The 24376-nt window shown below is 61.9% G+C and carries 20 protein-coding genes; 8 read left to right on the top strand and 12 right to left on the bottom strand.

All coding sequences use genetic code 11. The features are described from left to right. Positions 1-31: 31 nt before the first annotated feature. Genes AC1RJY_RS18495 through AC1RJY_RS18470 form a run of 6 tightly spaced genes read right to left on the bottom strand, consistent with a single transcriptional unit; the run spans position 32 to position 8385 of the window. Positions 32-1552, bottom strand: coding sequence for an aldehyde dehydrogenase family protein (locus AC1RJY_RS18495; RefSeq protein WP_498602967.1), 1521 nt, complete (start codon positions 1550-1552; stop codon positions 32-34). Positions 1553-1581: 29 nt separating this feature from the next. Next, a complete protein-coding gene (locus AC1RJY_RS18490; protein WP_404594522.1) occupies positions 1582-2394 on the bottom strand; it encodes an enoyl-CoA hydratase/isomerase family protein in 813 nt (270 codons plus the stop codon). Beyond that, entirely contained in the window at positions 2391-4658 is a 2268-nt protein-coding gene (locus AC1RJY_RS18485) for a gluconate 2-dehydrogenase subunit 3 family protein (RefSeq protein ID WP_498602966.1), read from the bottom strand. The genes AC1RJY_RS18490 and AC1RJY_RS18485 overlap by 4 nt, the downstream gene beginning before the upstream one ends. A gap of 33 nt (positions 4659-4691) precedes the next feature. Then, positions 4692-6326 (bottom strand): acyl CoA:acetate/3-ketoacid CoA transferase, encoded by a 1635-nt coding sequence (locus AC1RJY_RS18480; RefSeq protein ID WP_498602965.1) that lies wholly within the window; start codon positions 6324-6326, stop codon positions 4692-4694. Between the two features lie 18 nt (positions 6327-6344). Then, entirely contained in the window at positions 6345-7355 is a 1011-nt protein-coding gene (locus tag AC1RJY_RS18475; RefSeq protein ID WP_498602964.1) for a Gfo/Idh/MocA family protein, read from the bottom strand. Positions 7356-7365: 10 nt separating this feature from the next. Next, the gene (locus AC1RJY_RS18470) at positions 7366-8385 is read right to left on the bottom strand and encodes a LacI family DNA-binding transcriptional regulator (protein ID WP_498602963.1); all 1020 of its coding nucleotides are present in this window, start codon (positions 8383-8385) and stop codon (positions 7366-7368) included. Positions 8386-8656: 271 nt separating this feature from the next. On the opposite strand from AC1RJY_RS18470, the gene AC1RJY_RS18465 reads away from it, so the two are divergent. The 6 genes from AC1RJY_RS18465 (at position 8657) to AC1RJY_RS18440 (ending at position 15065) form a co-directional block, all read left to right on the top strand. Continuing rightward, complete coding sequence (locus AC1RJY_RS18465) at positions 8657-9946, top strand: ABC transporter substrate-binding protein (protein ID WP_498602962.1); 1290 nt, start codon at positions 8657-8659, stop codon at positions 9944-9946. A 78-nt stretch (positions 9947-10024) separates the two neighbouring features. Continuing rightward, positions 10025-11041 (top strand): carbohydrate ABC transporter permease, encoded by a 1017-nt coding sequence (locus AC1RJY_RS18460; RefSeq protein WP_498602961.1) that lies wholly within the window; start codon positions 10025-10027, stop codon positions 11039-11041. 2 nt (positions 11042-11043) lie between these two features. Continuing rightward, complete coding sequence (locus AC1RJY_RS18455; protein ID WP_404594516.1) at positions 11044-11952, top strand: carbohydrate ABC transporter permease; 909 nt, start codon at positions 11044-11046, stop codon at positions 11950-11952. After that, the gene (locus AC1RJY_RS18450; protein WP_498602960.1) at positions 11949-12908 is read left to right on the top strand and encodes a sugar kinase; all 960 of its coding nucleotides are present in this window, start codon (positions 11949-11951) and stop codon (positions 12906-12908) included. The genes AC1RJY_RS18455 and AC1RJY_RS18450 overlap by 4 nt, the downstream gene beginning before the upstream one ends. Before the next feature lie 56 nt (positions 12909-12964). Beyond that, positions 12965-13624 carry a bifunctional 4-hydroxy-2-oxoglutarate aldolase/2-dehydro-3-deoxy-phosphogluconate aldolase gene (locus AC1RJY_RS18445; RefSeq protein WP_404594514.1) on the top strand — a complete coding sequence of 220 codons (660 nt, stop codon included), beginning with the start codon at positions 12965-12967 and terminating at the stop codon, positions 13622-13624. Then, on the top strand, positions 13617-15065 hold the full coding sequence (locus AC1RJY_RS18440) for a sugar porter family MFS transporter (protein WP_498602959.1): 1449 nt from the start codon (positions 13617-13619) through the stop codon (positions 15063-15065). The genes AC1RJY_RS18445 and AC1RJY_RS18440 overlap by 8 nt, the downstream gene beginning before the upstream one ends. Before the next feature lie 391 nt (positions 15066-15456). On the opposite strand, the gene AC1RJY_RS18435 is transcribed toward AC1RJY_RS18440, so the two are convergent. Both AC1RJY_RS18435 and AC1RJY_RS18430 read right to left on the bottom strand, forming a co-directional pair. Continuing rightward, positions 15457-16398, bottom strand: coding sequence for an alpha/beta hydrolase fold domain-containing protein (locus AC1RJY_RS18435; RefSeq protein WP_498602958.1), 942 nt, complete (start codon positions 16396-16398; stop codon positions 15457-15459). Continuing rightward, positions 16395-17621 carry an MFS transporter gene (locus AC1RJY_RS18430; RefSeq protein WP_498602957.1) on the bottom strand — a complete coding sequence of 409 codons (1227 nt, stop codon included), beginning with the start codon at positions 17619-17621 and terminating at the stop codon, positions 16395-16397. Before AC1RJY_RS18430 ends, AC1RJY_RS18435 begins: the two co-directional genes overlap by 4 nt. Positions 17622-17817: 196 nt before the next feature. On the opposite strand from AC1RJY_RS18430, the gene AC1RJY_RS18425 reads away from it, so the two are divergent. After that, on the top strand, positions 17818-19020 hold the full coding sequence (locus AC1RJY_RS18425; protein WP_498602956.1) for an ROK family transcriptional regulator: 1203 nt from the start codon (positions 17818-17820) through the stop codon (positions 19018-19020). Between the two features lie 190 nt (positions 19021-19210). Here AC1RJY_RS18425 and ligK read toward each other — a convergent pair whose 3' ends face one another. Genes ligK through AC1RJY_RS18405 form a run of 4 tightly spaced genes read right to left on the bottom strand, consistent with a single transcriptional unit; the run spans position 19211 to position 23147 of the window. Next, complete coding sequence (gene ligK, locus AC1RJY_RS18420) at positions 19211-19894, bottom strand: 4-carboxy-4-hydroxy-2-oxoadipate aldolase/oxaloacetate decarboxylase (RefSeq protein ID WP_498602955.1); 684 nt, start codon at positions 19892-19894, stop codon at positions 19211-19213. A 35-nt stretch (positions 19895-19929) separates the two neighbouring features. After that, positions 19930-20955, bottom strand: coding sequence for an amidohydrolase family protein (locus AC1RJY_RS18415; protein ID WP_498602954.1), 1026 nt, complete (start codon positions 20953-20955; stop codon positions 19930-19932). Beyond that, on the bottom strand, positions 20952-22145 hold the full coding sequence (locus AC1RJY_RS18410; RefSeq protein WP_498602953.1) for a 4-oxalomesaconate tautomerase: 1194 nt from the start codon (positions 22143-22145) through the stop codon (positions 20952-20954). Before AC1RJY_RS18410 ends, AC1RJY_RS18415 begins: the two co-directional genes overlap by 4 nt. 39 nt (positions 22146-22184) lie before the next feature. After that, on the bottom strand, positions 22185-23147 hold the full coding sequence (locus AC1RJY_RS18405; RefSeq protein ID WP_498602952.1) for a catechol 2,3-dioxygenase: 963 nt from the start codon (positions 23145-23147) through the stop codon (positions 22185-22187). A 249-nt stretch (positions 23148-23396) separates the two neighbouring features. Between AC1RJY_RS18405 and AC1RJY_RS18400 the strand changes: the two genes are divergently transcribed. After that, positions 23397-24365, top strand: coding sequence for an ABC transporter substrate-binding protein (locus tag AC1RJY_RS18400; RefSeq protein ID WP_498602951.1), 969 nt, complete (start codon positions 23397-23399; stop codon positions 24363-24365). Positions 24366-24376: the final 11 nt, after the last annotated feature.

The raw sequence follows: 24376 nt of genomic DNA, 5'->3' as shown, positions 1-24376 counted from the left end.
AATTCCTTCGAAAGGTCCGGGGTCAGGTCGTTCAGGCGCGGGCTGCGTCGGGGGCGTCTACCCACCGGGTTTCGCGGGGACCTACCTGGAGCTGGATGGTTTTCAGTTCGCTGAATTCGGCCAGAGCCTGGCGTCCGAGTTCGCGGCCGATGCCGCTTTGGCCGTAGCCGCCAAACGGAACTTCGGGGTAGCCGTCCATCCACCGGTTGACCCAGACCGTTCCGGCGCGCAAGTCGCGTGCGGCGGTCAGGGCTTCGTTGATGTCGTTGCTCCAGATTCCTGCGGACAGGCCGAAGGAGGTGGAGTTGGCGATGCTGATGGCCTCTTCGAGGGTGTCGTACGGCAGGACGGACAGGACCGGGCCGAAAATTTCGTCGGTGGCGATGGACATCTGCGCGGTCACATCGGTAAAGACTGTCGGCTGATAGAACCGACCGCCGTCCATCCCGTTTTCGAGCCGGCCACCACCGGTCAACAGGTGGGCGCCGGCTTCGCGGCCTTCGGCGACGTAACGTTCGACGACGGCGAGCTGTGCGTCGTTGACGAGGGAACCGACCAAGGTGTCGGCCTTGAGCGGGTCACCGACTCGCATGTGCTGGGCGCGTTCGACGACGGCAGCCGCGAACTCATCGGCGATGGAGCGGTGCACAATCAGCCGGCTACCGGAGTTGCAGCACTGCCCGACATTGAAGTAGCCGCCGAAAACGCCTGCATCGACTGCCGCTGTGAAGTCCGCCTTCGCCGTGATGATCTGTGGGTTCTTTCCGCCCAGTTCCAGTTCAACCTTTTTCAGGTCGCGTCCGGCGGCAGCGGCGATGCCTTTGCCGACCCCGGTGGAGCCGGTGAAGCTGATCATGTCGATCCCGGGGTGTTCGGCGATGGCGGCACCGACGACACGGTTGCCGGTCACGATGTTGACCACGCCTCCAGGGAACCCGGCCTCACGGATGAGCTGGCCCAGCATGACGGTGGTCGCCGAGGTGCTTTCGCTGGGCTTGATCACGGCGGTGTTGCCTGCTGCCAAGGCAAAGGGCAGTTTCTGGCTGATGATCAGCAGCGGGAAGTTCCACGGGGTGATCATGCCGATGACGCCGATGGGTTCATGGACGACCAGCGCCAACGTGTCCGGTCCGAGGGCGTTGTGGGCATCACCCTGGGTGTTGCGGGCAAGGCTGGCCGCGTACTCCCAGAGTTCCGCGGTGCCGGCGACCTCGTTGCGTGACTGGGTGATGGGTTTGCCGGTTTCGAGGGTTTCGGCGAGGGACAGCGCTTCGGCGTCCCGTCGGATAAGCTCGGCAACTTTCATGAGCAGTTTGGAACGCTGGGACCCGGTGGACTGCCGCCAGCCCTTGTCCAGGGCATGACGGGCTGCAACCACGGCACGGTCGACGTCTTCCTGGGTGCCCTTGGGGAAGGAGGTGACTTCGACTTCATGGGCGGGGCTGAGACGGGTGAATGTCTCCCCGTTGCTGGCCGGGGCGTCTTCGCCGTTGATGATCATCGGGCGGTAGGTGAGCTCCACGTCCGAGAGGGTGTAGTTCTTGGTTTCCATTTTCTGGTGTCCTTAGTACGTGGTGATTCTTAGTTGTCGTTGAATTGCGCGGTGCGCTTGTCGCGGAAGGCTGCCACGCCCTCTGCCAGGTCGTCGGTCGCGGCGGCGAGGCCGCCGGCCAACGCTTCGAGGACCCTGGACGGGGCGCCGTCGGCTGCGGCGTCGATCAGCTGTTTTCCCAATTGGACGGCCAGGGGCGCCCCGGCCAGGAGTTCGCCGGCCAGACGGGCGAGGATCTCTTCGAGTTCGGCTTTCGGTGCAGCCGCGGTTACCAGACCCCAGGCGAGGGCCTCCTCACCGCTGAGCTGGCGCCGCGTCAGCACCAGTTCCTTGGCCCTGGCCCGACCAATGAGTTCGGTGGCGCGTTCGGTGCCTCCCCAGCCGGGGACCGTGCCCAGACCGGTTTCGGGCAACGCGATCCGTGCTTCAGTGGCGATGACACGGAAGTCACAGGCGAGAGCCAGTTCCAGGCCGCCGCCGAAGGCGAGACCGTCGAGAACGGCAATGCTGGGCTGGCGCAGGCCTGCGAGTTCATCGAAAGCGCGGTGTCCGGTGGCGATCCAGTCCCGCCACATACCGGCCGCGGACAGATCCGCGAAGTGGTTGATGTCGGCCCCGACGCAGAAGACCTTGTCGCCTGCGGTTCGGACGATGACCACCCGGGCGGTAGAGGCCGAGATCCCTCGGACGGCCGTGGCCAGGTCCTCCAACAGCTGCAGTGTCAGGGCATTCAGTTTGGCGGCACGGTCGATCAGGATCGTGGCTGTGTGCCCGTCGGGTGAGTAGTCGACGGTGACCTGTCCGAGGTTCAGGTCCGTGGATGGTGCTGTACCGGTGGTCATGACTGGTCCTTTCGCTTGCCGCCGAGTTCGTGGGCCAGGTGTTCGGCGGCGCGCATGACGACTGCCCAGATGGTCAGGGTTGGGTTAATGCCGGGGCAGGAAGGGAATGCCGCACCGGAGTACATGTACAGATTGGGGGTGTCGTGCACGGCCAGGTGTTCATCCAACACAGTGCCTGCGGGGTCGTGTCCGAACCGTGCCCCGCCGAGGTCATGGCTGGAACCGACACCGGTGAAGTATGGTCCCTGCCACGTTTTGGTGGCGCCCATGTCTTTCAGCAGCCCGGTAGCCTTGTCTGCCATCCAGGACGCCAGCCGGCGTTCGTTCTCCCGCAGGCGGTAGGTGACGCGGACCAAGGGCATGCCCAACCCCGAGGAGTCCCGGTGACGTGGGTCGATTTCCAGACGGTGCGAGGCGTAAGGGAGGGCATCGGGCTGGATTCGGATGACGCCCTGCTGCGACCACAGCCTGAGGTGGTCCCTGTATGGAGCGCCCCAGCGGGGGACGTCCTCGGGTAGGGTTTCGCGGGCGATTTGCAGGGGAAGGGCCTGCTGCTCGGCACCGAGGGTGGCACCGCCGATGAACCCGTGGTCCAAGGATCGGAAGTCGGGGGACAGGAAGTCGTCAAGGACCACGCCTTGCGCTGCGGGACCGGTGTGCCGGTTGAACTCGGTGCCGGGGAACATGGCGTCCACGTGCCCGAACATTTTGGTCATGTAGTGCAGGCCAAGTTGCCCGGTGTTGTTACCCAGTCCATTCTCGTGCCGGGCATCGGCGGAGAGGTACATCAGGCGCAGGTTTTCGTAAGTGTAGGCGGAGAGGATTACGGCCTTGGCGTACTGCCGGCGGACCCTGCCCAGCGGGTCAACCCATTCGACTCCGCGCGCGGCGCCGGCGTCGTCCATGATGATGCGGGTGACACGGGAATGTGTGCGCAGTTCGAAGTTGCCGGTGCCGATCGCTGCCGGTACGGGGCCAAGTCCCGGGTGCCAGCGGTCTCCGCGGAACGATCCGAGTCCGTTGTTCCATGCGCTGTAGCCGGTGGCGGGCCGGTTGTTGTATGACTCGGTGGTGAATCCGACAGGGACAGGGTGGGGATGCAGCCCGGCGGCCTTGGTGGCTTCGGTGAACTTGTTTCCCAGAGTGAAAGGCCTGGTGGGGGGCAGCGGCAGCGGCTTGCTGCGTTTGACGAAGGGGTTGGATTCATCCCCTGCAATGCCGATCAGGTGCTCGAGCTTGGTGTAGAAGGGTTCCAGGTCCTCATAAGTGACGGGCCAGTCGGCGAGGGTGCAGTCTTCGGGCAGGGCGCCGGCTCCGTAAAGCTCCTCGTAATGGCTCTTAGGTGCGAACTGCCAGGGGTGGAAGCGACGCAGCCATGAGCCGTAGTGACCTGCGGATCCACCGACACCGTTGACCATTCGGCCCAAGGAGAAGGTGGCCTCGCGGCTCTCTTCCTGGTCGGCATTTTCACGCCAGCGCGGGGTTTCCTGTTGGAATTTTGGGCCCAGGCCGCCGCGGGTATAGTAGGCGTGCTCCAGTTCGTCGGGAAGGAATTCGTCCAGCGGCCGGAATGGCCCGGCTTCGAGGCCGACAACACTGAGACCGGCTTCGGCGAAGATCTGAGCGCTAAGCCCGCCCATGGCGCCGACGCCGACCAGTAGCACGTCGACTTCGTCGGTCATCCGCGGGTTTACCGCGTTTTCGTAGCCGAGCTGCTTGAGCTTGTGGCCTTCGGCGTCGCGGGGGATTTCCTGCATCGCATCAGCCAGGGTCTTGATGACCCCGTTCTTGGTGACGTGTTCGGTGCTGAGGTTTTCCTCGGCAGTGTTCTCCAGCCACACGCCGGGGTGCTGCAGGAACTGCCATCCCACGGCGTCCTTATTGCCGCCATGGGCCGGGTCGGCGAATAGACCTTCCTGAGTGTGGGCGATGACCAGTCCGAAAAGATCGCGCTGTTCCTGCACGGGCAGCTGGTCGCTGAGTTCGCCTTGTTCCAGCAGGGCCAGCATGTCGGTGCGTTCGTCCAGGCTGAGGGAGGCGAAGTTCCCGCCGTGCTTGTTTTCGGCGTACCGGTCCAGGGCGCCGAAAAGCCACTGGTATTTCGGGAGGTCTTTGCGACCGTAGCCCTCCAACGTCAGGTCAAGGTAATCGGTGACACCGGCTTCGCGGACGTCGGGGCTCTGGCCGTCTGATGGGAACATAGCCTCGAACAGGGCATCGGCGAGTTCGGTTTCGTACGGTGTGAGAATGCGGAAGCTTCGCATGGCGGAAGGTCCTTTCAGCGTTTAGGGCCGGCGTCAGCGCACGGCTAGGGAAGAAGCGCGCTGTTCAACCCGCTCATGAAGCGGCAGCGGCGAAAGATGGATACCGGCCGGGGTCTCGCCAAAGAGGGCAAGGTCCATGGTGCGGAGTTCATCTGCGACGATCAGCGGGAATTCGCTGCGGTCCAGAACGTCCTTTTGAAGGTCGATCCCGGGGGCGATCTCGGTGACCACAAGGCCCTGTGCCGTCAATTCCAGTACCGCTCGTTCGGTGATGTACTTGACCTTCTGTCCACGGGCCAGGGCCCGCGGGCCGGAGAAAGTGACGGCCGAGACGTCATTGACCAATTTCGTGAACGGGCCGTCGGACCGGATGTGCAGGCCGTTCGGACCTGCGTCGATGTCGCGGCGACCGGCGGTGAAGGCGCCCATGAAGATGATTTCGGGGGCCGAGGAGGTGATGTCGGCGAACCCTCCGACGCCGGCGGTGACGTGACGTTTCCGGGGCAGGTGGTGGACGTTGACGTTTCCGTGGCGGTCGATCTCCAGGAAGGAGAGCAGGGACCGGTTGAATCCTCCGCCTTGGAGCAAAGTGAACTGATCGATGCTGGGCATGATCGCGTCAGGGTTCTGCGCGCAACCGAAGGCGAAGTCCAGCAGCGGGATGCCGCCGACGGCGCCTTGCTCAATGACCCAGCTGACTTCGCGTCCTTGGTTTTCTTCGACCAGGATGTGCGGGACCAGAGCAGAAACACCGAAGCCAAGGTTAACGATTTCACCGGCTTTGAGCTCTTGGGCGGCCCGGCGTGCGGTGATTTTTTCCAGAGAGAAAGCTACGTGGGGCAGCGAGCTCAACGGTTTGCGCAGTTGACCGGAGATCGCTGGATCGTTTTGGGTCAGGGTCGTTTGCAGCTGGTCTTCGGCGATGACCACCGCGTCGACCAGGATCCCGGGAACCTTGACGTGCTGGGGGTGGAGGCTTCCGGCTTCGGCCAGACGCTTGACCTGTGCGATGACAACCCCGCCGGTGTTGTGGGCGGCGTAGGCCAGATCCAGTGCCCCCAAAGGCGATCCTTCGTCTTCGAAAGTGAGGTTGCCGTATTCATCCGCGGTCGTGGCCCGGATAATAGCGACGTTCGGGATGACCGAGGGAAAGAAGAGCCATTCCTGGCCGGAGACGGTCGCTGTTTCCACATGGGCGGCCGGTGTTGTGGTGTTCATCCGTCCACCTTGGAGGCGGGGGTCGATGAAGGTATCGATGCCGACCTGAGTGAAGACGCCGGGCTGCCGTGCGGCGGCGGTACGGTGCATCTGGTAGATGACGCCGGACGGGAAGTTGTAGGCTTCGACTTCTTCGCGTTCGATCATCTGCCAGATCAAAGGCGGTTCTGCGCTAGAAGGCCCGGATGGGTAGGACCCGGCAATCACCTTACGCAGCAGGCCCGGACGGGCGATATGGTCGATGCCCTTCACACCGTACATGTCCCCGGCGGCGATGGGGTGGACGGAGGTGAGATTGACCGGGTGTGAGGTCTCCGTGAACCGCTGCCCGATGCCGGCCAGGACACTATCCGGGCAGCCCAAGGCGCTGGATGAACTGACGGTGATGACGTCGTCGTCGTTGATGAGGTCCGCTGCTTCGCGGGTCGTAAGGAGCTGTACCTTCTGCATGGGGGTGTCTTTCTAGGGTTAGTTGATGGGGACGGTGAGTCCGGTCATGGCCGATTCTTGGGCAGCGATGGCGACTTTGAGTGCCATCAGCCCATCCCGGCCCGATGCCGTGGGGGCGCCGGTGCCTTCGGTGGCCGCGGCGAAGGCCCGAAGCCCGATCACGTACAGGTCATCGGTGCAGTCAACGTCAATGTCGCGGGTGCCCGCTTCAGTGGTCAACAGCACTTGGCCTTTGGTGTCCTGGGTCATGGCGTCGATGACCCTGATGGTTCCGGCGGTGCCATGGACTTCCAATGAGGTGTCAGCGAAACCGACGGTGAAGGAGTCGTGGGTCTGGGCCAGGACGGGAGGCCGGTCCTTCTGTTCGTACCGGATGACCGTCATGGCCGCGTCTGCCTGACCGCCTGTGTTCCAATCGGCCTGCTGGACCGCTACAGCCGCTACCGCCACCGGTGTTCCCAGAAGCGGATTCAGGACGGACGCGTCGTGGCAGGTGATGTCCAGGATGACTCCACTGCCAGGGGTGCTCTGCCCCAGCCTCCAGCCCCGCAATCGCTGGGGGAGCAGCACGGCGTGTGCGACCTTTGCCGAGAGCACGGCCCCGATGGCCCCTTCGGCCACCAGCTCGCGGACCTTGGCGTGCAGCGGGCTGCCCGGAAGATGATGGTTCGCGGCGAGGACCAGACCCAGTTCCTCCGCGAGGGCGACCATGGCTTCTGCCTCCGCGGGGTCCAGGGCCAACGGCTTTTCGCACAACACGTGTTTCCCTGCTCGCAGTGCCCTGCATGCCTGGTCGTAATGCTTGTCGTTGGTGGAGGAGATGTACACCGCATCGATGTCCCAGCCGAGAAGTTCGTCCAGGTCCGTGGTTGCGAAGTGCAGCCCGTGCTGTGCTGCGAAATCGTCCGCGCGTCCGGCCGAACCGCTGACGACCCCTTCGACGTGCCCACCACTGCTTCGGATCGCGTCGATGACGCGGGTGGCGGCGATGTCGCTGGCGCCGATAAGGCCCCATTTCAGTGCTGACATGGTGTTTCTCCTAGGGACGTGGTCGCCATTGGGCGGTAGAGGCGCGGACTTTCAGCGCGGGGGATATATGTGAGCGTTGGGGCGCCATGGAAGGGTCGCGGATCCGCTTCAGCAGCAGCTCGGCGGCTTCACGACCTATGCGTTCCGGGTAGGTCGCGACAGAGGTAAGCGGCGGCAGCAGCAGTTCGGCCATGGTGATGTCATCGAAGCTGGCTACGGATACATCCCGTCCTGGTTCAAGGTTGCGCCTGCGAAGTTCGGCGTAGATACCCAAAGCCACGGCGTCGCTGTAGGCGATGAGGCAGTCAGGCCAGATTCCTTGGTCCAGGATCCCGGCGATGCCTTCCGAACCGCCGGCAGCGTTGTTCGTTGTCGCCGCCGAAACGGACGGGTCGAAAGAAACACCGCTGCCCGCGAATCCGGCCTCCAAACCTTTGATGCGCTCTGCCCGTGCCGAAGAAGGTTCGGGCCCGCCTATCAATACTGCGGATCCCACACCCAGGGAGGACAGATGCTGCGCCAGTTGCTGACCGGCCAGAAGATTGTCCGGTCCGACATAGTCCAGTTCATCGGAAAAGTAGCGGGCAAGCTGCAGGACGGGAACTTCGGAACGGTCCACTATCCCGCACACCGGGCTCAGTTCTGACCCCGTGGCAGGCAGGAGGAAGACTCCATCAACTTGCTGCTGGACCATGGTTTCGAGCTGGACATATTGACGTTCAACGTCGTCCCGGCTATAGCCGACAAAGAGGTTATAACCGGCCTGGTGTGCTGCTTCCTCAATGCTCATGGTCAGCCCGGCGAAGTAGGGGTTGCGGATGTCGGTAACGATCAACCCGAGAGTCATCGATTCGCGGCGGCGCATGTTGGCCGCATGGCGGTTGTAGACATAACCCAGCTCGGCCATGGCCAGCCGGACCCGGTCCGCGGTTGATTCGGGAATACGGGTATTTCCGCGCAGGACCAGTGAGGCGGTAGATCGAGATACTCCTGCTGCCCTGCTGACGTCCTCCAGCGTGACCTTGCTCATGTCATTCCACCTCCTTTTCGAGTCGATGGAATATTTCTACCACGTTAACTAAGTGACTGCTAGAGCGTTCTACTAAGAAATCTACAACGCTCTTCTCCTTGCTATCACTGGGAATAGGGCCGATGTTCGGCAGGTTTCGAGGTGGCTATGAGTTCACGGGAGCACTTTGTGGAAAAATCTATTGCATCGATCTACTTAACTATGTAACCTGAACCACAACGCAGGCTCTGCCGGGCTTATCCGGTGTCTGACAACCCAAAGGAGAGTAGTCATGCGTGCACCCAACAAACTCACGATTTCACTCGCTGTAGCCGCTACGGCCAGCCTCATCGCAGTGACTGGATGTTCGGCCAATCAGCCGACAGGAACCACCAGTGGCGGCACGGACAAGCTGGAAATTACATCTTGGTGGACCTCCGGCTCGGAAGCAGAAGCACTCAACGTCCTTATCGACGGGGTAAAGGCATCGAAGTCGGGCCTGTCCGTCGACAACGCGGCGGTCTCCGGTGGTGGCGGCGCCAACGCCCGTCAGGCTCTTGCCGCACGACTGCAGGCAGGTAGCCCTCCCGATGCCTGGCAGCTGCACCCGGCCGGGCAGCTCAAGAGTTATGTCGACGGAGGTCAGGTCGCAGACCTCACTGAACTTTGGACGCAGAACAACTGGGCATCCCAGCTTCCCAAGGACGTCGCCGAAGCTCAGCAAGTAGATGGGAAGTACTACACCGTTCCGATCGGCGTTCACAGGGGGAACGTGCTGTGGACCAATCCGGCCGTCCTCTCAAAGGCTGGTGTAACCATCAATGCCACCGGCGATGTGGATGAACTGATCGCCGGATTAAAGAAGGTGGAGGCAGCTGGCGTGACGCCGGTGTGCTTGGGCGACAAGGATGTCTTCGCGTCAGCCGAGTTGCTGGAGTCGATCATCATGTCGCGGACGGGTGCGGATAACTGGAAGAAGCTGTTCACCAACGAATACTCCTTCGACGCTCCTGAGGTGAAGCAGGCCTTGGAGGACTACAAGACGATTCTTTCCCTGTCGAACAAGGATCACTCGGCCATCACCTGGGATGAGGCCGTGAAGAAGATGGCCGACGGCACATGCGCGGTGAGTCTTATGGGCGACTGGGCATACGGTGAACTGATCAACGCCAAGAAGCAACCCGGCACTGATTTTGCCTGGGTGACCTTCCCCGGCAACGAGGACATCTTCGACTACGTAGGCGACGGCTTCTCCATCCCTGCCAAGAACATCCCCCACGCCGATGCCGCCAACGCATGGCTGAAGACCCTCATGGACCCTAAGGTCCAGACCGAGTTCGCAGCCAAGAAGGGCTCCATCCCGGCGATGACAACAGCGGACATCTCCAAGCTGTCCGAATACCAGCAGGAAGCTGCCAAGAGCTTCGCCAAGGCAAAGATCGTCTCCTCCTTGGCTCACGGCCAGGTCTCCACTGCTGAATTCGCCCAGACCTACGCCGACGCTGTCTCAACCTTCAACGGCAGTGGCAACGTCGACGCCTTCACCGCCAGCATGACGCAGGCGCAGAAGACCCAGCTCTAGCAGCGGTCCGCAAACCCAAGTCGCAAGGGGTGTGGCTGCAGGAATGCAGCCACACCCCAGGACAGGAACAGTCCCACCATGACAACCTCAACAGCCCTGCCGCCGGCACCCGATCAGAAGGCCAAGCCCCGGTCCCGAGCCAGGAAACAAATACCGCACAACATCAAGACCTCACGCCGTGCAGCATGGATCTTTGCCCCCAGCCTGCTGGTCAGTTTCGTCTTCGTCTACGTCTTCATCGGCATCACGGTTTACATCTCACTCTCGAACTGGAAGATCGGTACGAGCCCGAACATGAGCCTGCGTGAACCTTTCGGGGCCACGTACTCAGAAATCGTTCAGGAACAGCGGTTCCAGGCGGACATCCGCAACGTCATCGTCTTCACCATCATCTTCTTGGTGCTGGCCATCGTTGGCGGACTCATCGCTGCCCTTTTCATCCACCACGTATCGGTCGGCAAGGGCCTCTTCCGCACGGTCTTCCTTCTGCCGTACGCATTGTCGTTCATCGTTACCGGTGTCGCTTGGCGCTGGATCTTCTCCCCATCGACCGGCGTCAACGAGATCCTGCGCAGCATCGGCATCGAGAATCCGCCAGGTTGGACCACCGACACCACCATCCTTGGAGCACTCAACAACCCTTCGGGGACGGACTTCCTCAAGGTCCAGTTCGGTATCCCCGTAGCGCTGCTGCCGATCATTTTCGCTGCCGCCTGGCAACTGGTCGGTTTCGCCATGGCCATGTACCTCGCCGGGTTGGCCTCCATCCCCGAGGAACACCTCGAAGCGGCAAGCGTCGACGGTGCCAGCACATGGCAGCGCCTGCGCCACATCGTGCTCCCACAGCTGTGGCCATCGACCATCACCTGTTTCGTGCTGCTGCTCCACGTAGCCCTCAAGATCTTTGACCTCGTGGTCGCGATGTCCGGTTCTGGCCCCGGATTCGTCACCGATGTCCCGGGCATCTACATCTACAACTACCTGACCAGCCGGTACGACAAAGCTTCAGCCATGGCCATCATCCTGCTCGTGCTGACCCTCGCGGTGATCGTTCCGTACCTCATCCGTGGATACCGGAAAGATCGAAAGGCATAACAATGGCTATCGAAACTCTCGAAGCATCGCCGGCCCAGCCCAAGCGCCAAGCCCGGAAACGCAACCCGAACATGGCCCGGAAACCCCGTTCGTGGAGCATGCCAAAGTCGCTTGGCGGCTGGGTGGTCCTGGCGATATGTACCGTGGCAACGATCGGCATGCTGGTTCCCGTCTATGTCATCATCACGACGGCCCTTTCCGGAAGCACCGGAGCGCCGAACTTCTTCCTGGCCTTCCCGGACGCCCCCAGCCTGGATGCGTTCAAGGGAGCGTGGACGAAACTGCACGGCTCCTTGGCCAACTCGCTGCAAATCACTATCCCCGCTGCGTTGATCTCCTGCCTTCTGGGATCGATCAACGGTTACGTTCTTTCCAAGTTCCCCTTCCGGGGATCGAACGCGTTGTTCACTGTCCTTCTCGTGGGCATGTTCATCCCGTTCCAGGCGGTCATCATTCCGGTGTTCCAGTTCCTGAACATACTTCAGCTGCAGGGCACCATTGTCGGGCTCATCGTGGTCCACGTCATCTATGGCATCCCCATCACGACCCTGATCTTCCGCAACTACTACGAAGCCATTCCGACCGCCATCATCGAGGCCGCTGCCATCGACGGTGCAGGTATCTGGAAGACCTACTTCCGGGTCATGCTCCCGCTGTCGGCACCCGGCTTCGTCGTCGCAGGCATCTTCCAATGCACCAACATCTGGAACGACTTCCTGTTCGGGTTCATCCTCGCCTCACCGGCAGCCTGGCCGGCCACCGTGACCCTGAACAACCTCATCGGCACCACCACCGTTGACTACTCCGAACTGATGGCCGGCGCTGTACTCGTGGCCTTGCCTACCGTGATCCTTTACCTGGTCCTGGGCAAGTTCTTCGTCGGCGGTCTCACAGCAGGAGCCGTCAAATGAGCCTAGACCTGCTGTGCGTCGGTGAAACCATGGCAGTTCTCACCCCGGACAAGCCCGAATCGCTCAGTGAAGCCGAATACTGCCTCCTGGGGTTCGGCGGAGCCGAGTCCAACGTGGCCGGGCATTTGGCCGAGTTCGGATACCGTATCGGGTGGGCCAGCCGGCTCGGCACGGATCCGTTCGGCCGTAGGATCCTCGACGGGCTGTCCGCCCGGGGCGTGGACGTCAGCACCGTCATAAGCGACGACATCGCCCCCACCGGGGTCTATTTCAAGGAGCCGGACCTCGGCCGCGGCGCGAAGACGCTCTACTACCGGAAAGGATCGGCCGCTTCCCGTATGTCCCCGGACGATGCAGCCAGTTGGCCGCTGGACCAGACCACCTGGGTCCATCTCAGCGGAATCACTCCGGCGCTCTCGGCAAGCTGCTCCGACCTACTGGACTACCTCCTCGCCCAGGCTCCCGCTGCCGGATACAAGGTTTCCTTCGACGTCAATTATCGGCCCGCACTCTGGGGAACCGACTCAGCAGGCCCCCGCCTACTCGAACTGGCTAACAAGGCCGCTGTCGTCCTGGTGGGCCTCGATGAGGCAGAAACTTTGTGGGGCTGCGCAACCACCGACGAAGTAGCAGCCTTGCTGCCGGGACCCCGGAACCTGGTCGTCAAAGACTCCTCCACCGAAGCCGTTGAATACCTTCGAGGCCCCGATCAGCTGGAGCGCAAGGTCCAGGTACCTGCAAACCGGGTACAGGTCATTGAACCTGTGGGGGCCGGAGATGCTTTTGCCGCCGGGTATCTGGCCGGCCTGTTGCGCGCCGACGAGCCCAAAGACCGGCTCGCCCTAGGTCACTCCTTCGCGGCCTGGACCCTGGGCACTCGTGCCGACTTCCGCCCCGGACATGGCACTGCACCACGCACCTACGAAACAGAACAGCACCACGCGAAAGTGAGCTGACGTCAGCAGCGAACGATAGTCCGCTGCCGACAGCACCACACACGAAAGAGAACACATTGCAAAACACATCGCCGACGTCGTGGTTCGACAACGGCTTCTTCCACGTCCCGATCATCGCCGTGCTGAGGGGCCTTACCCCCCAAGACGCTGTCAACGCAGCCACCAGGGCATGGGACGCTGGTGTCCAGCACGTCGAGGTAACCATCGAGACTCCGGCCGCAGTCCCGACACTCGAAGCGGTCACCCGGGCTGCGGCCGAACGCGGCGTGGCTGTCGGGGCAGGGACTATTGTCAGCATCGAACAGTTGGAAGCTGCCACAGCGGCCAATGCCTCCTTCACGGTTTCCCCAGGCCTCGACGAGGCAATCATTCATGAGAGCATCAACCGCGGCCTGCCGCACCTACCCGGTGTCGCCACCGCCTCGGAAATTCTCCGTGCCCACGCCCTTGGCCTCAGTTGGGTCAAGGCGTTTCCAGCCTCCGTGCTGGGACCGGACTGGATCAAAGCCATGAAGGGGCCCTTCCCGCACGTCAACTTCATCGCGACTGGCGGAATGCGTGTCGCAACCGCCTCGACCTACCTCAACGCAGGAACAAGTGTGGTCGGACTCAGCTCAGACTTCGGCTCGGATGCCGGCGCCGCCGCCGTCCGGGAACTCTTGACTTCACGCCAAGAGGACGGGCGCGGAACCGGGGGAGTACAGCCCGGTGCCTGAGAACGTTGGTAGTAATGCTATAGCCCGTGTTATCTGGCTCTCCATAGCCAGCGCCGTCGGCGGATTCCTGTTCGGATTCGACTCATCCGTGGTCAACGGGGCAGTGGACGCCATGCAGGACGAATTCACGCTCACCAGCGGCGTCACCGGCTTCATCGTAGCCATCGCGCTTCTGGGCTGCGCTGGAGGCGCCTACGCCGCGGGACGAATCGCGGACCGTTACGGCAGATTGCCGGCCATGAAACTCGGGGCTCTGCTGTTCATCGTCAGTTCCCTTGGGACCGGCATGGCCTTCGATGTGTGGGACCTGGCCTTCTGGAGGGTCATCGGAGGACTAGGGATCGGCATCGCCTCGGTCATCGCCCCCGCCTATATCTCCGAAATATCGCCCCGACACATGCGAGGCCGGTTGGCGTCCCTTCAGCAACTGGCCATCACCACAGGCATCTTCGCCGCCTTGCTCACCGATGCCATGCTCGCCGGAACCGCCCAAGGCGCGGACCAGCCGCTCTGGATCGGCCTTGAGGCGTGGCGGTGGATGTTCATCGCCGGAGTCGTCCCCGCCCTGGCCTACGGCTGGATCGCCTACACCCTGCCCGAATCTCCGCGCTACCTGGTCCTGAAGGGCAAAATTGCGGAAGCGAAAACGATCTTCCAGGGACTCGGCGTCGGAAACGACGTCGAACGGCACGTCCGCGAAATCCAGGATGGACTGAAGCACGAAAAGACCGGCAAGGCCACGGCATCACTAAGTGGTCCGGCCTTCGGGCTCCAGGGCGTCGTCTGGGTGGGTATCGCCCTGTCAGTGCTACAGCAGTTCGTCGGAATCAACGTCATCTTCTACTACTCGACAACCCTGTGGAAAGCGGTCGGCTTCCGCGAACAGGACTCCCTGACGATCTCCGCTGCCACAGCCGTCGTTAACGTCCTCGTCACGATAGTCGCCATCGCGCTCGTCGATAGGATTGGACGCCGCCCTATCCTGCTGGCCGGCTCCATCGGTATGACCGCCTCCCTGACGACGATGGCCCTCGCCTTCTCCTTCGCCACAGGAACCGGGTCCGAGCTTGCTTTGCCAGGCATCTGGGCTCCGGTAGCGCTCATCGCATCCAACATATTTGTTATCAGCTTCGGCGCATCCTGGGGACCGGTTGTATGGGTGCTGTTGGGGGAAATCTTCCCGTCCCGTATCCGCGCGCGGGCCCTGGGCTTTGCCGCCGCAGCACAATGGATAGCGAACTTCATTGTCACCCTCTTCTTCCCCATCATGGCCGAGATGTCCCTGCCCATGACGTACGCGACCTATGCCCTCTTCGCGGCCGCTTCGTATGTATTTATTAAGCTCAAAGTTCCCGAGACCCGGGGAATGTCGTTGGAGCAGGCCGAAACCCTTTTCGTGCCCAAGCGCTCCAAACAGTCCATCTCTTCGTTTCAGGCGTAGGACCGGGGTATGCCCCTTCGCCTGAACAGGCACTCGTCGCAGTCAGGCGGAGGGGACACGGGGTGTGCCCGGACCGGATTGTGCATGGCCCGTGATGCGGTCGGCCGATCTCATGAGGTAGCTACGCTGGCGGTAAGTACGACCCACGCGCCAGATCCTAGGGTCGCGGAAACCGGGGAAAGTGCTTCTCCAAAAGAGTTGTTGTTCCGTGCACTCCAACGCCGGTGGGGGTACGGCTGGCCGTACCCCCACCGACTGCGATCACCAGAACGATCGCGCTTTCCGGATGCTGGAAAGCAACACCAGGCATGTCGGAGGAACCGTAAGCCCTCGCGATCCAAAAGCGAACGTTCGTCTGTCCGAGCAGGACTCCGTCCCAATTGCCGGAGGCTCAGATATTCACGCGGATGAAGTTCTCGACAAGGCTGAGGATTTCTTCCTTCCAAAACGCCGGACCGCCGTGATCAGCACCCTTGAGCTGGTAGAAAGTAACCGGCTGGCCCGCAGACCGGAGCGCATCGTGCAGGAGTACGCTCTGTCCGAAAGGAACAAGGCGGTCCTTGTCCCCGTGAACGATGAGAAGGGGCCGACGTCGGGGAGTGGAGGAAACGTGGTTCATGGCCACTGTCGGAGCGACGAGGTCCGGATGCTTCAGGACGTTGAGGCCTCCGATGAGCATGCCCTCGGGGCTGGCCGGCTCTATATGGTTCTGAGTGGACGGCTCTTCATTCATGCGTGAGATGTCTGTCGGGCCGTAGTAGTCGATGAAGCAGCCGATGTTGAGTGGCCCTTGGTCGAGTGGTTCGTCGCTGAAGAATGGGTCACCCTCAGTGAGGCATGTCAGCACTGTCGTGTGGCCTCCTGACGAGTCACCCCAGAGAACAATGCGGGTGGGGTCTACATGGTAGTCGGATGCGTTCTGTCTCAGGAATCGGATTGCCGTTCCTGTGTCGCGTATCTGGGCAGGGAAGGTGGCGACAGGGGAGGGCCGGTACTCAACGATCGCCACGACAAAACCCTTTCTGGCAAAGTGCGCCAGCGGCGGCAGACTTTGTCCAAGGTTCTGCTCAAACCAAGCCGATCCCTGAACGAAGACGACCAGGGGAAAGGTGGCAGTGCTCTCCCGGTCCATTGGCGGGAGCAAGATCTGCAGATGCAGAGGAATCCCATCTTTGCGGGCGTACTCCACTCCGAGGATGGCGGTTCCGTGCTCAGGTTGCAGGTCTGCGCTCAGGACCCGCATGCCCCCGCTGGTCAGGGTGCTGGCGGGGAAAGTGGCGTAGTCGACGTCTCGCGGTTCGATAAACATCGGAGGGGAAGAAACAGGGATCATACTTGCTCCAGGGTCTTGTTTTCAGTGTGAGCCGTGTGGCGCATTGCGCCGTACCGGATGCCGGTGAGGACAGCCACAACGAGGACTGTGACAGCGCCGACAATTAGGTGAACGGTCGCGCTTCGGTCGCCAATGAACGATCCAAACGCTTCGAAGTAATAAGGCGTTATCGCCGTTCCTATGGCTGCTCCGGTGAACAACACGGCCGTTGCCATGGCAGAGGTTTCAGGCGTCGCCCTATTGTTGGTCGTCGTAATGAAGAAGGGCATGAAGGTGCCGAATCCGAGACCGGCGACGATCGCGGCAATATACCCCAGCGGTGCGCTGGACGCGTTCGCGCAAACGATGAGTGCAAGAGAGACCGTCGCAGCCGCCACAGCACCAGTCCAGTTGCCCAGCCGGCGCATGCTAAGCCCAAAGACGATGCCCGCTGCAACCGAGGCCACCCCAAAGGACGTCATGATCAAAGACACTGCGGGTGGCTCGATGAGGTGTTTCTCAGCGACAAAGGCCAGTGGCATGGCGACGAAGAGCGTCTGAAAACCGATGTTGAAGACCAGCATGAGAAGTGCGGCAATCCAAACGTCACCTGACAGGCGGTACCATCGCGGGGCCTTAGACAGAGGTGCTTCGGGGGCGTCCGGAAGGGCGTGCTTTGGGGGCTCCGGAACGTAACGGGCGACCAGGATCAGGCTGACAAGTCCAAAGGCGTAGACGAAGAAGGCCGCCTTCCAGTCCCAGAGCATGAACGCTCCTACGATGAGCGTCCATACAACACTTCCTGCACCTACCGCTGAGCTCTGCCAACCAAGCATGTTCTCGCGGTCCCTTCCATGGAAGAAGTCGGCGATAACACTTGAACTAAGCGGTTGGAGCAGACCCATGCCCGCGCCCACGACGAGCCTTGAGAGCAGCAGGGCACCGAAATTTTCCATCGGGATGAACACGAGTGGGCCCATCCCGGCGACAGCGATGAGTGTTATTCCGATGAGGGTAAGCCTTCGCTTGCCGATTTTTCCGGCGAGTCCACCGGCAAGGAGCGTGCAGACAATGATGGCGGCCGCGCCGATGGTCATAAAGCTCTGAATGGAGGCCTGGCTTTCCCTGGGGAACGCTTTGGCGAGTTCGGGCAAGGTGGCCGAAACGGCCCCCGCCTCGGACAGCAGCAACGACACCGATAAAAGCGCCGTCTTGAATCGCTTGGAATGGGTGTTGATGGACATTAAGCCTCCTCATTGAAGCGCAGCGGGCAGTAATCTGCCGCGCAAGCGTCACAGCAGTGCCGCTAGGGGTTGTGCCGTCGCCACTGAACAGGGCGGCGAATATGTTGCACAACACTAGGTCGCATGAAACAATTAAGTCAAGCATTGACGTAATTGGGTTTGCTCTGAGTAGCAAGCTGGCCACAAGATGGAGCCCATGACTTCGCCAACCGACTCGGCAGACGTTCGAAGGCACAACATGTCTCTCGTGCTGCGCTCACTTGCCGATCTTGAACCTTGTTCGAGAAGCGAGATCCGCGCCGCGACAAAGCTTGTCAGCGGGACGGTCACGACGGTCGTCGAGGAACTCATGGCCAGAGGTCTGGTTCACGAAACCGGGCAGGCGCAGGGAGGGCGGGGCAGGCCCCGCCGGCTTCTGCAAACGGCTCCGGAGCGCGTCCGCACTGTCGCCGTTCAACTCTCGTCTCACGATGTGGTGGGAGAGGTGCGTGACTTCGCCGGTACCGTTTTGTGGGAACGCCGCGAGGAGCACGGCATCGGTCCCGGACGACCGCAGGACCTTGTCCGCGTTCTGGCGGCGGTGATCAACGCTGCCATGGATCATGGTGTGTCCGTGCCCAACGACTGGATTACCGATCCTGTTATTCTCCTGCCCGCACTCGTCACGGGAGACTCGACCATTGCCGCGGCGCTCGGCCTGGGCCTTAGTCGAACAGATTTGCATGGCCCGCTAAGCGAGGCCATGAAACACCCCTGCACACCTGTCTTCATGAATTACGGTCGGCTGGGCAGCCTGGCCGAGTATGACGCCACTCCCAATGATCGACGGCCCCGCGCCATGGCATACATCATGGAGGCGGATGGAGTGTCGGGCGGCATTGTTGTAGACGGAGAGGTGTACCGCGGAGCCCACGGAATGGCAGGCGAATGCGGACACATCACCGTCAACATGAACGGACCGGTATGCGGGTGCGGCGCGCGTGGCTGCCTTGACCTTTACCTCCGCCTTCCCGCCCTTATGACTGGTGCTGGAATTAAGCTTGGCGCCGGCTTGGGCCAGGAGCATGCCCTCGCCGAGCTTATTGACAAGTTGGAGGCGGGCGACGAGCGTGCCCACACGGCGCTGACAGATGCCGGAACAGCGTTGGCCGGAGCTATAGCGACCATGAGCAACTTCACCGATCTCGATCTTGTGGTCCTGGGAGGAACCCTGCCCCGGTTATACCCGTGGCTCGAACCCCACGTCCTAGACCTCATCAGCGCCCGCGCGCAAATAGTCCCGGAGTTCAACCCCGAAGTTGTTCTTGCCAAATACGGCAGCGAGGGACCCCTGCGAGGGGCATGGCTCCAGGCACGCAACCTGATCCTCGACAACCCGGCCGACGTCGCCCGGCTATGACCACCGGATTCGTGCGGGCGCGGCCACCAGAAATCCCTGTCATCGCTAGACGGCTGCTGGGCGTTCACGGCACGTGCCTAACCGGCCTCCACTCCCCGGGGAGCCACCACCTAAAGCAATACAGGTTCTTTCGAGGCAAGCCTTGCGGACCGCTGAGGCCATGCACGCAGACGAGCCGTTGGCGACCTTTCTAGTCGAGGTAGCGAAGACCTGCGGCCTCAAGGGGCCCGCGCATGGAATAGATGTCTAGTCCCAGCTCGCCGGCGGCGAAGCGCTGGCGTTTGGCTTCTTCGTTGTCTTCACGTTTACGGGCTGCGGCCGCTACCTCGGCAGCGCGGGCGGCGGGGACAACGACGACGCCGTCAACGTCGGCAATCACGACATCGCCAGGGTTCACCAGTGCATTGGCGCATACTACTGGGATGTTGACTGAGCCGAGGGTGGCTTTGACAGTGCCTTTGGAGTTGATGGCGCGACTGAACACGGGGAAGTTCATTTCCTGGAGGGTGGCGACGTCGCGGCATCCGCCGTCGATGACCAGTCCGGCGGCACCGCGTGCTTGGAGGGATGTCGCGAGGAGGTCGCCGAAGAAGCCGTCTTCGTTTTCTGTGGTGCAGGCCGCCACCAGAACGTCGCCGGGTTGGATCTGCTCGGCGGCGACGTGCATCATCCAGTTGTCTCCGGGTTGCAGCAGGACCGTGACGGCGGTGCCACATAGTTTCGCTCCGGCGTAGACAGGCCGGATGTAAGGACGCATGAGACCGAGCCGGCCCATGGCTTCGTGGATGGTACTCACTCCGAATTCGGAGAGGGCTTTGACGTCCACTTCTGCGGCGCGGGTGATGGTGCGGTGGACAACTCCGAGTTCCTGCATGGGTCAGTTTTCCTTACGGTCGGCGGTTGGGGGTGTCAGCGGCCCTGCTGCTTGAGCAGGGCGTTGAGGCGGGGGTAGACGGTGCGGGCGTTGTGTTCCTGGATGGCGGCGAGGTCCGGTTGGGTGAGGCCTGCGGCCTCGATGTACCGTGCGGTGTCATCGTAGTTGTGTCCCGTGCAGGGATCGATGTCCCTGACGGCGCCGATCATTTCGGAGGCGAACAGGATGTTGCGGGTGGGAATGACGTCCAGCAGAAGGTCGATGCCGGGCTGGTGGTAGACGCAAGTGTCAAAGAAGACGTTGCGCAGCAGGTGCTCTTCCAGCTCCGGCTTGTCCAGCGCCATCGCCAGGCCGCGGAACCGGCCCCAGTGGTAGGGCACCGCCCCGCCGCCGTGAGGTATGACGAGCTTCAGGGTGGGGAAGTCCGCAAACAGGTCCCCTTGGATGAGCTGCATGAAGGCGGTGGTGTCGGCGTTCAGATAGTGGGCTCCGGTGGTGTGGAACGCGGGGTTGATGCTGGTGCTGACGTGGACCATGCCGGGGATGTCGAATTCGACCATCTTTTCGTAGATGGGGTACCAGTGGCGGTCTGTCAGGGGCGGGGCGTTCCAATGGCCGCCGGAGGGATCCGGGTTCAGGTTCAGTGCCACGGCACCGTACTCTTCAACGCAGCGCGTCAGTTCCGGGATACAAGTTGCGGGATCGACGCCGGGCGACTGCGGCAGCATTGCTGCGGGCACGAAGCGTTCGGGGTAGAGCTGGCTGACGCGGTAGCAGAGCTCGTTGCAGATGGCCGCCCACTCAGCGGAGGTCTCGAACGATCCGACGTGGTGGGCCATGAACGATGCCCTCGGCGAAAAGACCGTCAGGTCAATGCCGCGCTCGTCCATGAGCCGCAGTTGGTTTTTCTCGATGCTTTCGCGCAGCTCGTCGTCGGAAATCTTCAATTCCGCGGGACGCGGCACCAGAGAGGAATCTCCAAGGCCGGCGATCTGGCGGTCGCGCCATTTGCCGAGGGCCGGTGGGGCAGTGGTGTAGTGGCCGTGGATGTCGATGATCACAGGTCTTGCTCCTTGGAAGATTCAATGGGTGTGGGCCATAGGTTCACCGGGACCATGACGTTCCCGGCCATGATGAGGCGCGATGTTCGGATGAGCGCGGACTTGGTCACGCGTGTGGGGTCGCTGGGGTCCACTTCCAGCTGGACCGTGAACTCGCCACTGGGGTGCTCGACCGACACAGCAGGGTTCCCGCCGGCAGGCAGGGAGGCTACGGAGTGAGCCACCGTGCCCGGCAGCACGGCCGCGGTGCCGACGGTGACGGCGGCCAGCACGCCAATTGACTCGTGGCACACGTGGGGGATGAAGCTGCGTGTGCCGATCGTTCCGCCCTGGACAGGCCGGGAAACTAAGGTCATTTTCGGGTAGTTCTTCGCGGTGACATCACCGAGTCCCATGAGTTTTCCGCAGCTGAGCCGGAGCGTTTCGAGACGCTCTTTCAGCTCGGTATCGCGGTTGAGGTCGAGAACGGGTTCCCGGCCTGTCCGCTCGAGTGCGGTGGCGTCGATGATGACCAGCGGCTGTCCGTTGTCGATGCAGGTGACGTCCACGGAACCGAAACCGGCAATTTCTACCGAGTCACGGAGGTTGCCGGTGGGGAGCAGCGACGCGCACACGGAACCTTCCGTGTCCAGAAAATTGATCACGACCGGAGCGGAGCTGCCTGGGACACCGTCGATCCTGGCGTCACCGCCGTAGTCGACGTACCTGTTGGCCTGCCCCGCCGGCGTCGAGACGGAAATTTCAGCCACGACCCCGGTGTTCAAGGTGAGAACGCGCGCGCTGGTCGTGTCCGTGCGGGGGACCAGGAGACCCGATTCGATCGCGAACGGGACAACTGCGGCCAGCATATTGCCGCAGTTGGCTGTGGTGTCCACGGTGTCCTTGTCCGGCTGAAGCTGGGCGAACAGGAACTCAAGGTCAACGCCGGGCCGGTCGCTGGCTGCGACAATGCCGGCCTTGCTGGTCAACGGGTGGGCGCCGCCGAGGCCGTCGATCTGTCGCGGGTCCGGTGAACCCATGGCTGCGAGAAGGACGGCGTCTCTGGCGGTAGTGTCCTGCGGGAGATCGTCAGCGCGGAAGAACGGGCCCTTGGAGGTGCCGCCGCGCATGAACCAGCACGGTATGGCGAATTGGCTGCCAAGCTGGCGCGGGCCCGTGCTGGGGGCTGGGGCGCTGAGATCGAGGGACACGTCTGCTCCTTGGTTTGCTCAGTTGTGTGAAGGGGGGACTTAGTGGGCTGGGACTGCCACGGGGGGAGTGCCGTGGGTGTGGAAGGTTTCGATGGTTTTCATGCCCCAGGCCTGCCCTTTGGCCCGGTCCGATTCGGTCCATTCCACCGTTTTCCAGTCCGGTGCCAGGATCATGCGGGCACCGGAGTTGCAGAATTCGATGCGGTTTCCGCCCGGTTCGTAGACGTAGAGGAAGAAGGTCTGTTGGATGGCGTGCTTGTGCGGCCCGGATTCGATGTGGATTCCGTTCTCCAGGAAGATGTCTGCTGCCTTGAGAATGTCTTCGCGGGTGTCGGTGGCAAAGGCAATGTGGTGGAGGCGGCCGTTGCTGCCTGTCCAGTCTTCGCTGTAGACGAGGTCATAGGACTTGTTGGTGAACGTGAACCACTGCGCGCCGAGCTTGCCGCTGTTCAGGCGGATTTGTTCGGTCGCACGTCCGCCAAGGGCCTCGGCGGTGAAGGTGCCGTTGAGTGTAACGTCAGCGGCCAGGAAATTCACGTGGTCCAAGCGGCGGGCATTGACGCCGACGCCGGGGAAGCGGTCCGCCTGGTTCTTCAGGGCCGGCCGTGATTCGTCGGTGGGCACGTGCCATTCGGACGCGTAGTAGATGTCCATCGGGTGCCCGTCCGGGTCCGTGAAGGCGTAGGTGCGGCCGATTCCGGCTTCACCATCGTGCCAGCCGATGCCGTGGCCGCTTGCCTCGATGGCGGCAACGCGACGCTCAAGGGCGGCTTCGCTCGAAGCGCGCAGAGCCACTTTGCCTACACCTGATGTCGATGCCGCAGTGAGTTTGATGGTGTGGTGCTCGTAGTCGTCCCAGGAGTGCAGGTAGACCGAATCGCCGTCGCGACCGACCTCACGCATGGCTAGGAGATCGCGGAAGAACCACAGGCTCTTCTCGAACTCAGGGGTCAGCAGTTCGACATGGCCTAAATGTGCAACATCGTGGAAAGCGTCGTTCATGGTGGCGTCCTTGCAGTGTTGGAGGTTCGATGCGGAGGCGTCCGCCGAACGACGCCGTCGCAACAACTGAACCAGCCCACAGACATAATTGTCAACAATTTAGCGAACAAAATCGCATTTGACGAACGGACCCAGAAGCGCAATCAGAAGTTTTGAAATTTCATGTACCAAATTGTTGACAATATTTCTAGTCAATCGTAGTTTGGGGTTGTCGCAGTGACGCGCACCACATCTAACTTGAGGATTGATATGAAGTCGTACACCGCCGTATTGGCCGCTGCTGCTGCCCTCCTTCTCACCGCAGGTTGCTCGTCAGCCCCTCTGTCGCAAGGGCAAAGCTCAGCGGAAGCCGGCGAGGGCCAGAAGATCCAAGTGGGCGTGATTCCCATCGTGGACGTAGCCCCCATCTATCTGGGTAAGGAGCAGGGCTTCTTCGAAGACGAAGGGCTCTCCCTGGAGCTTGTCCCGGCGCAGGGCGGAGCTGCCATTGTCCCCGCCGTTACCAGCGGAACCATGAACTTTGGATTCAGCAATATTTCGTCCATGCTCCTGGCCAAGTCCAAGGGCCTGGATGTGAAGGTGGTCGCTTCCGGGGCAAGTTCCACCGGTGAAGACAAGAAGGATTTCGGGGGCATCCTGGTCGCCAAAGACAGCCCCATCAGTTCTCCGGCAGATCTTGCGGGAAAAACTGTGGCCGTCAACACCCTGAACAACATCAACGACACCACCGTCCGCGCCTCCGTCCGTAAAGCCGGGGGAGACCCCTCCGCCATTAAGTTCGTGGAGTTGGCCTTCCCGGACATGCAAGCGGCTCTGGAGCGTGGCCAGGTCGATGCCATCCAGGTCGTTGAGCCCTTCCTTGCCACCGGAACCGGCGCAGGTGCAAAGCTGCTCGCTTCGAATTACGTCGACACAGCAGAGGGTCTTACGGTCGGCGCCTACTTCACCACCTCCGCCACGGCGTCGGGCAATCCGGAACTGGTCAAGAAGTTCACAGCTGCAATGGAGAAATCCCTGAAGTACGCTCAGGAGAACCCTGATGCGGTCCGAAAGATTCTCCCCACGTACACCAAGATTGACGCTGCCACGGCAGAGAAGCTCACCCTTCCGGCCTTCTCAAGCGATATCAATCGTTCCGGGGTTGAAACGCTCGTCACCCTGTCCAAGGGCGATGGGCTGCTGACCTCCGACGTGAACCTGGACGAGCTGCTCCCATGACCTCCGGCTCC

The organism is Arthrobacter sp. GW822-FHT05G07 (assembly GCF_058799755.1).
The sequence above is the reverse complement of the archived record's forward strand: the minus strand, read 5'-3'. Positions and strand labels throughout refer to the sequence as shown.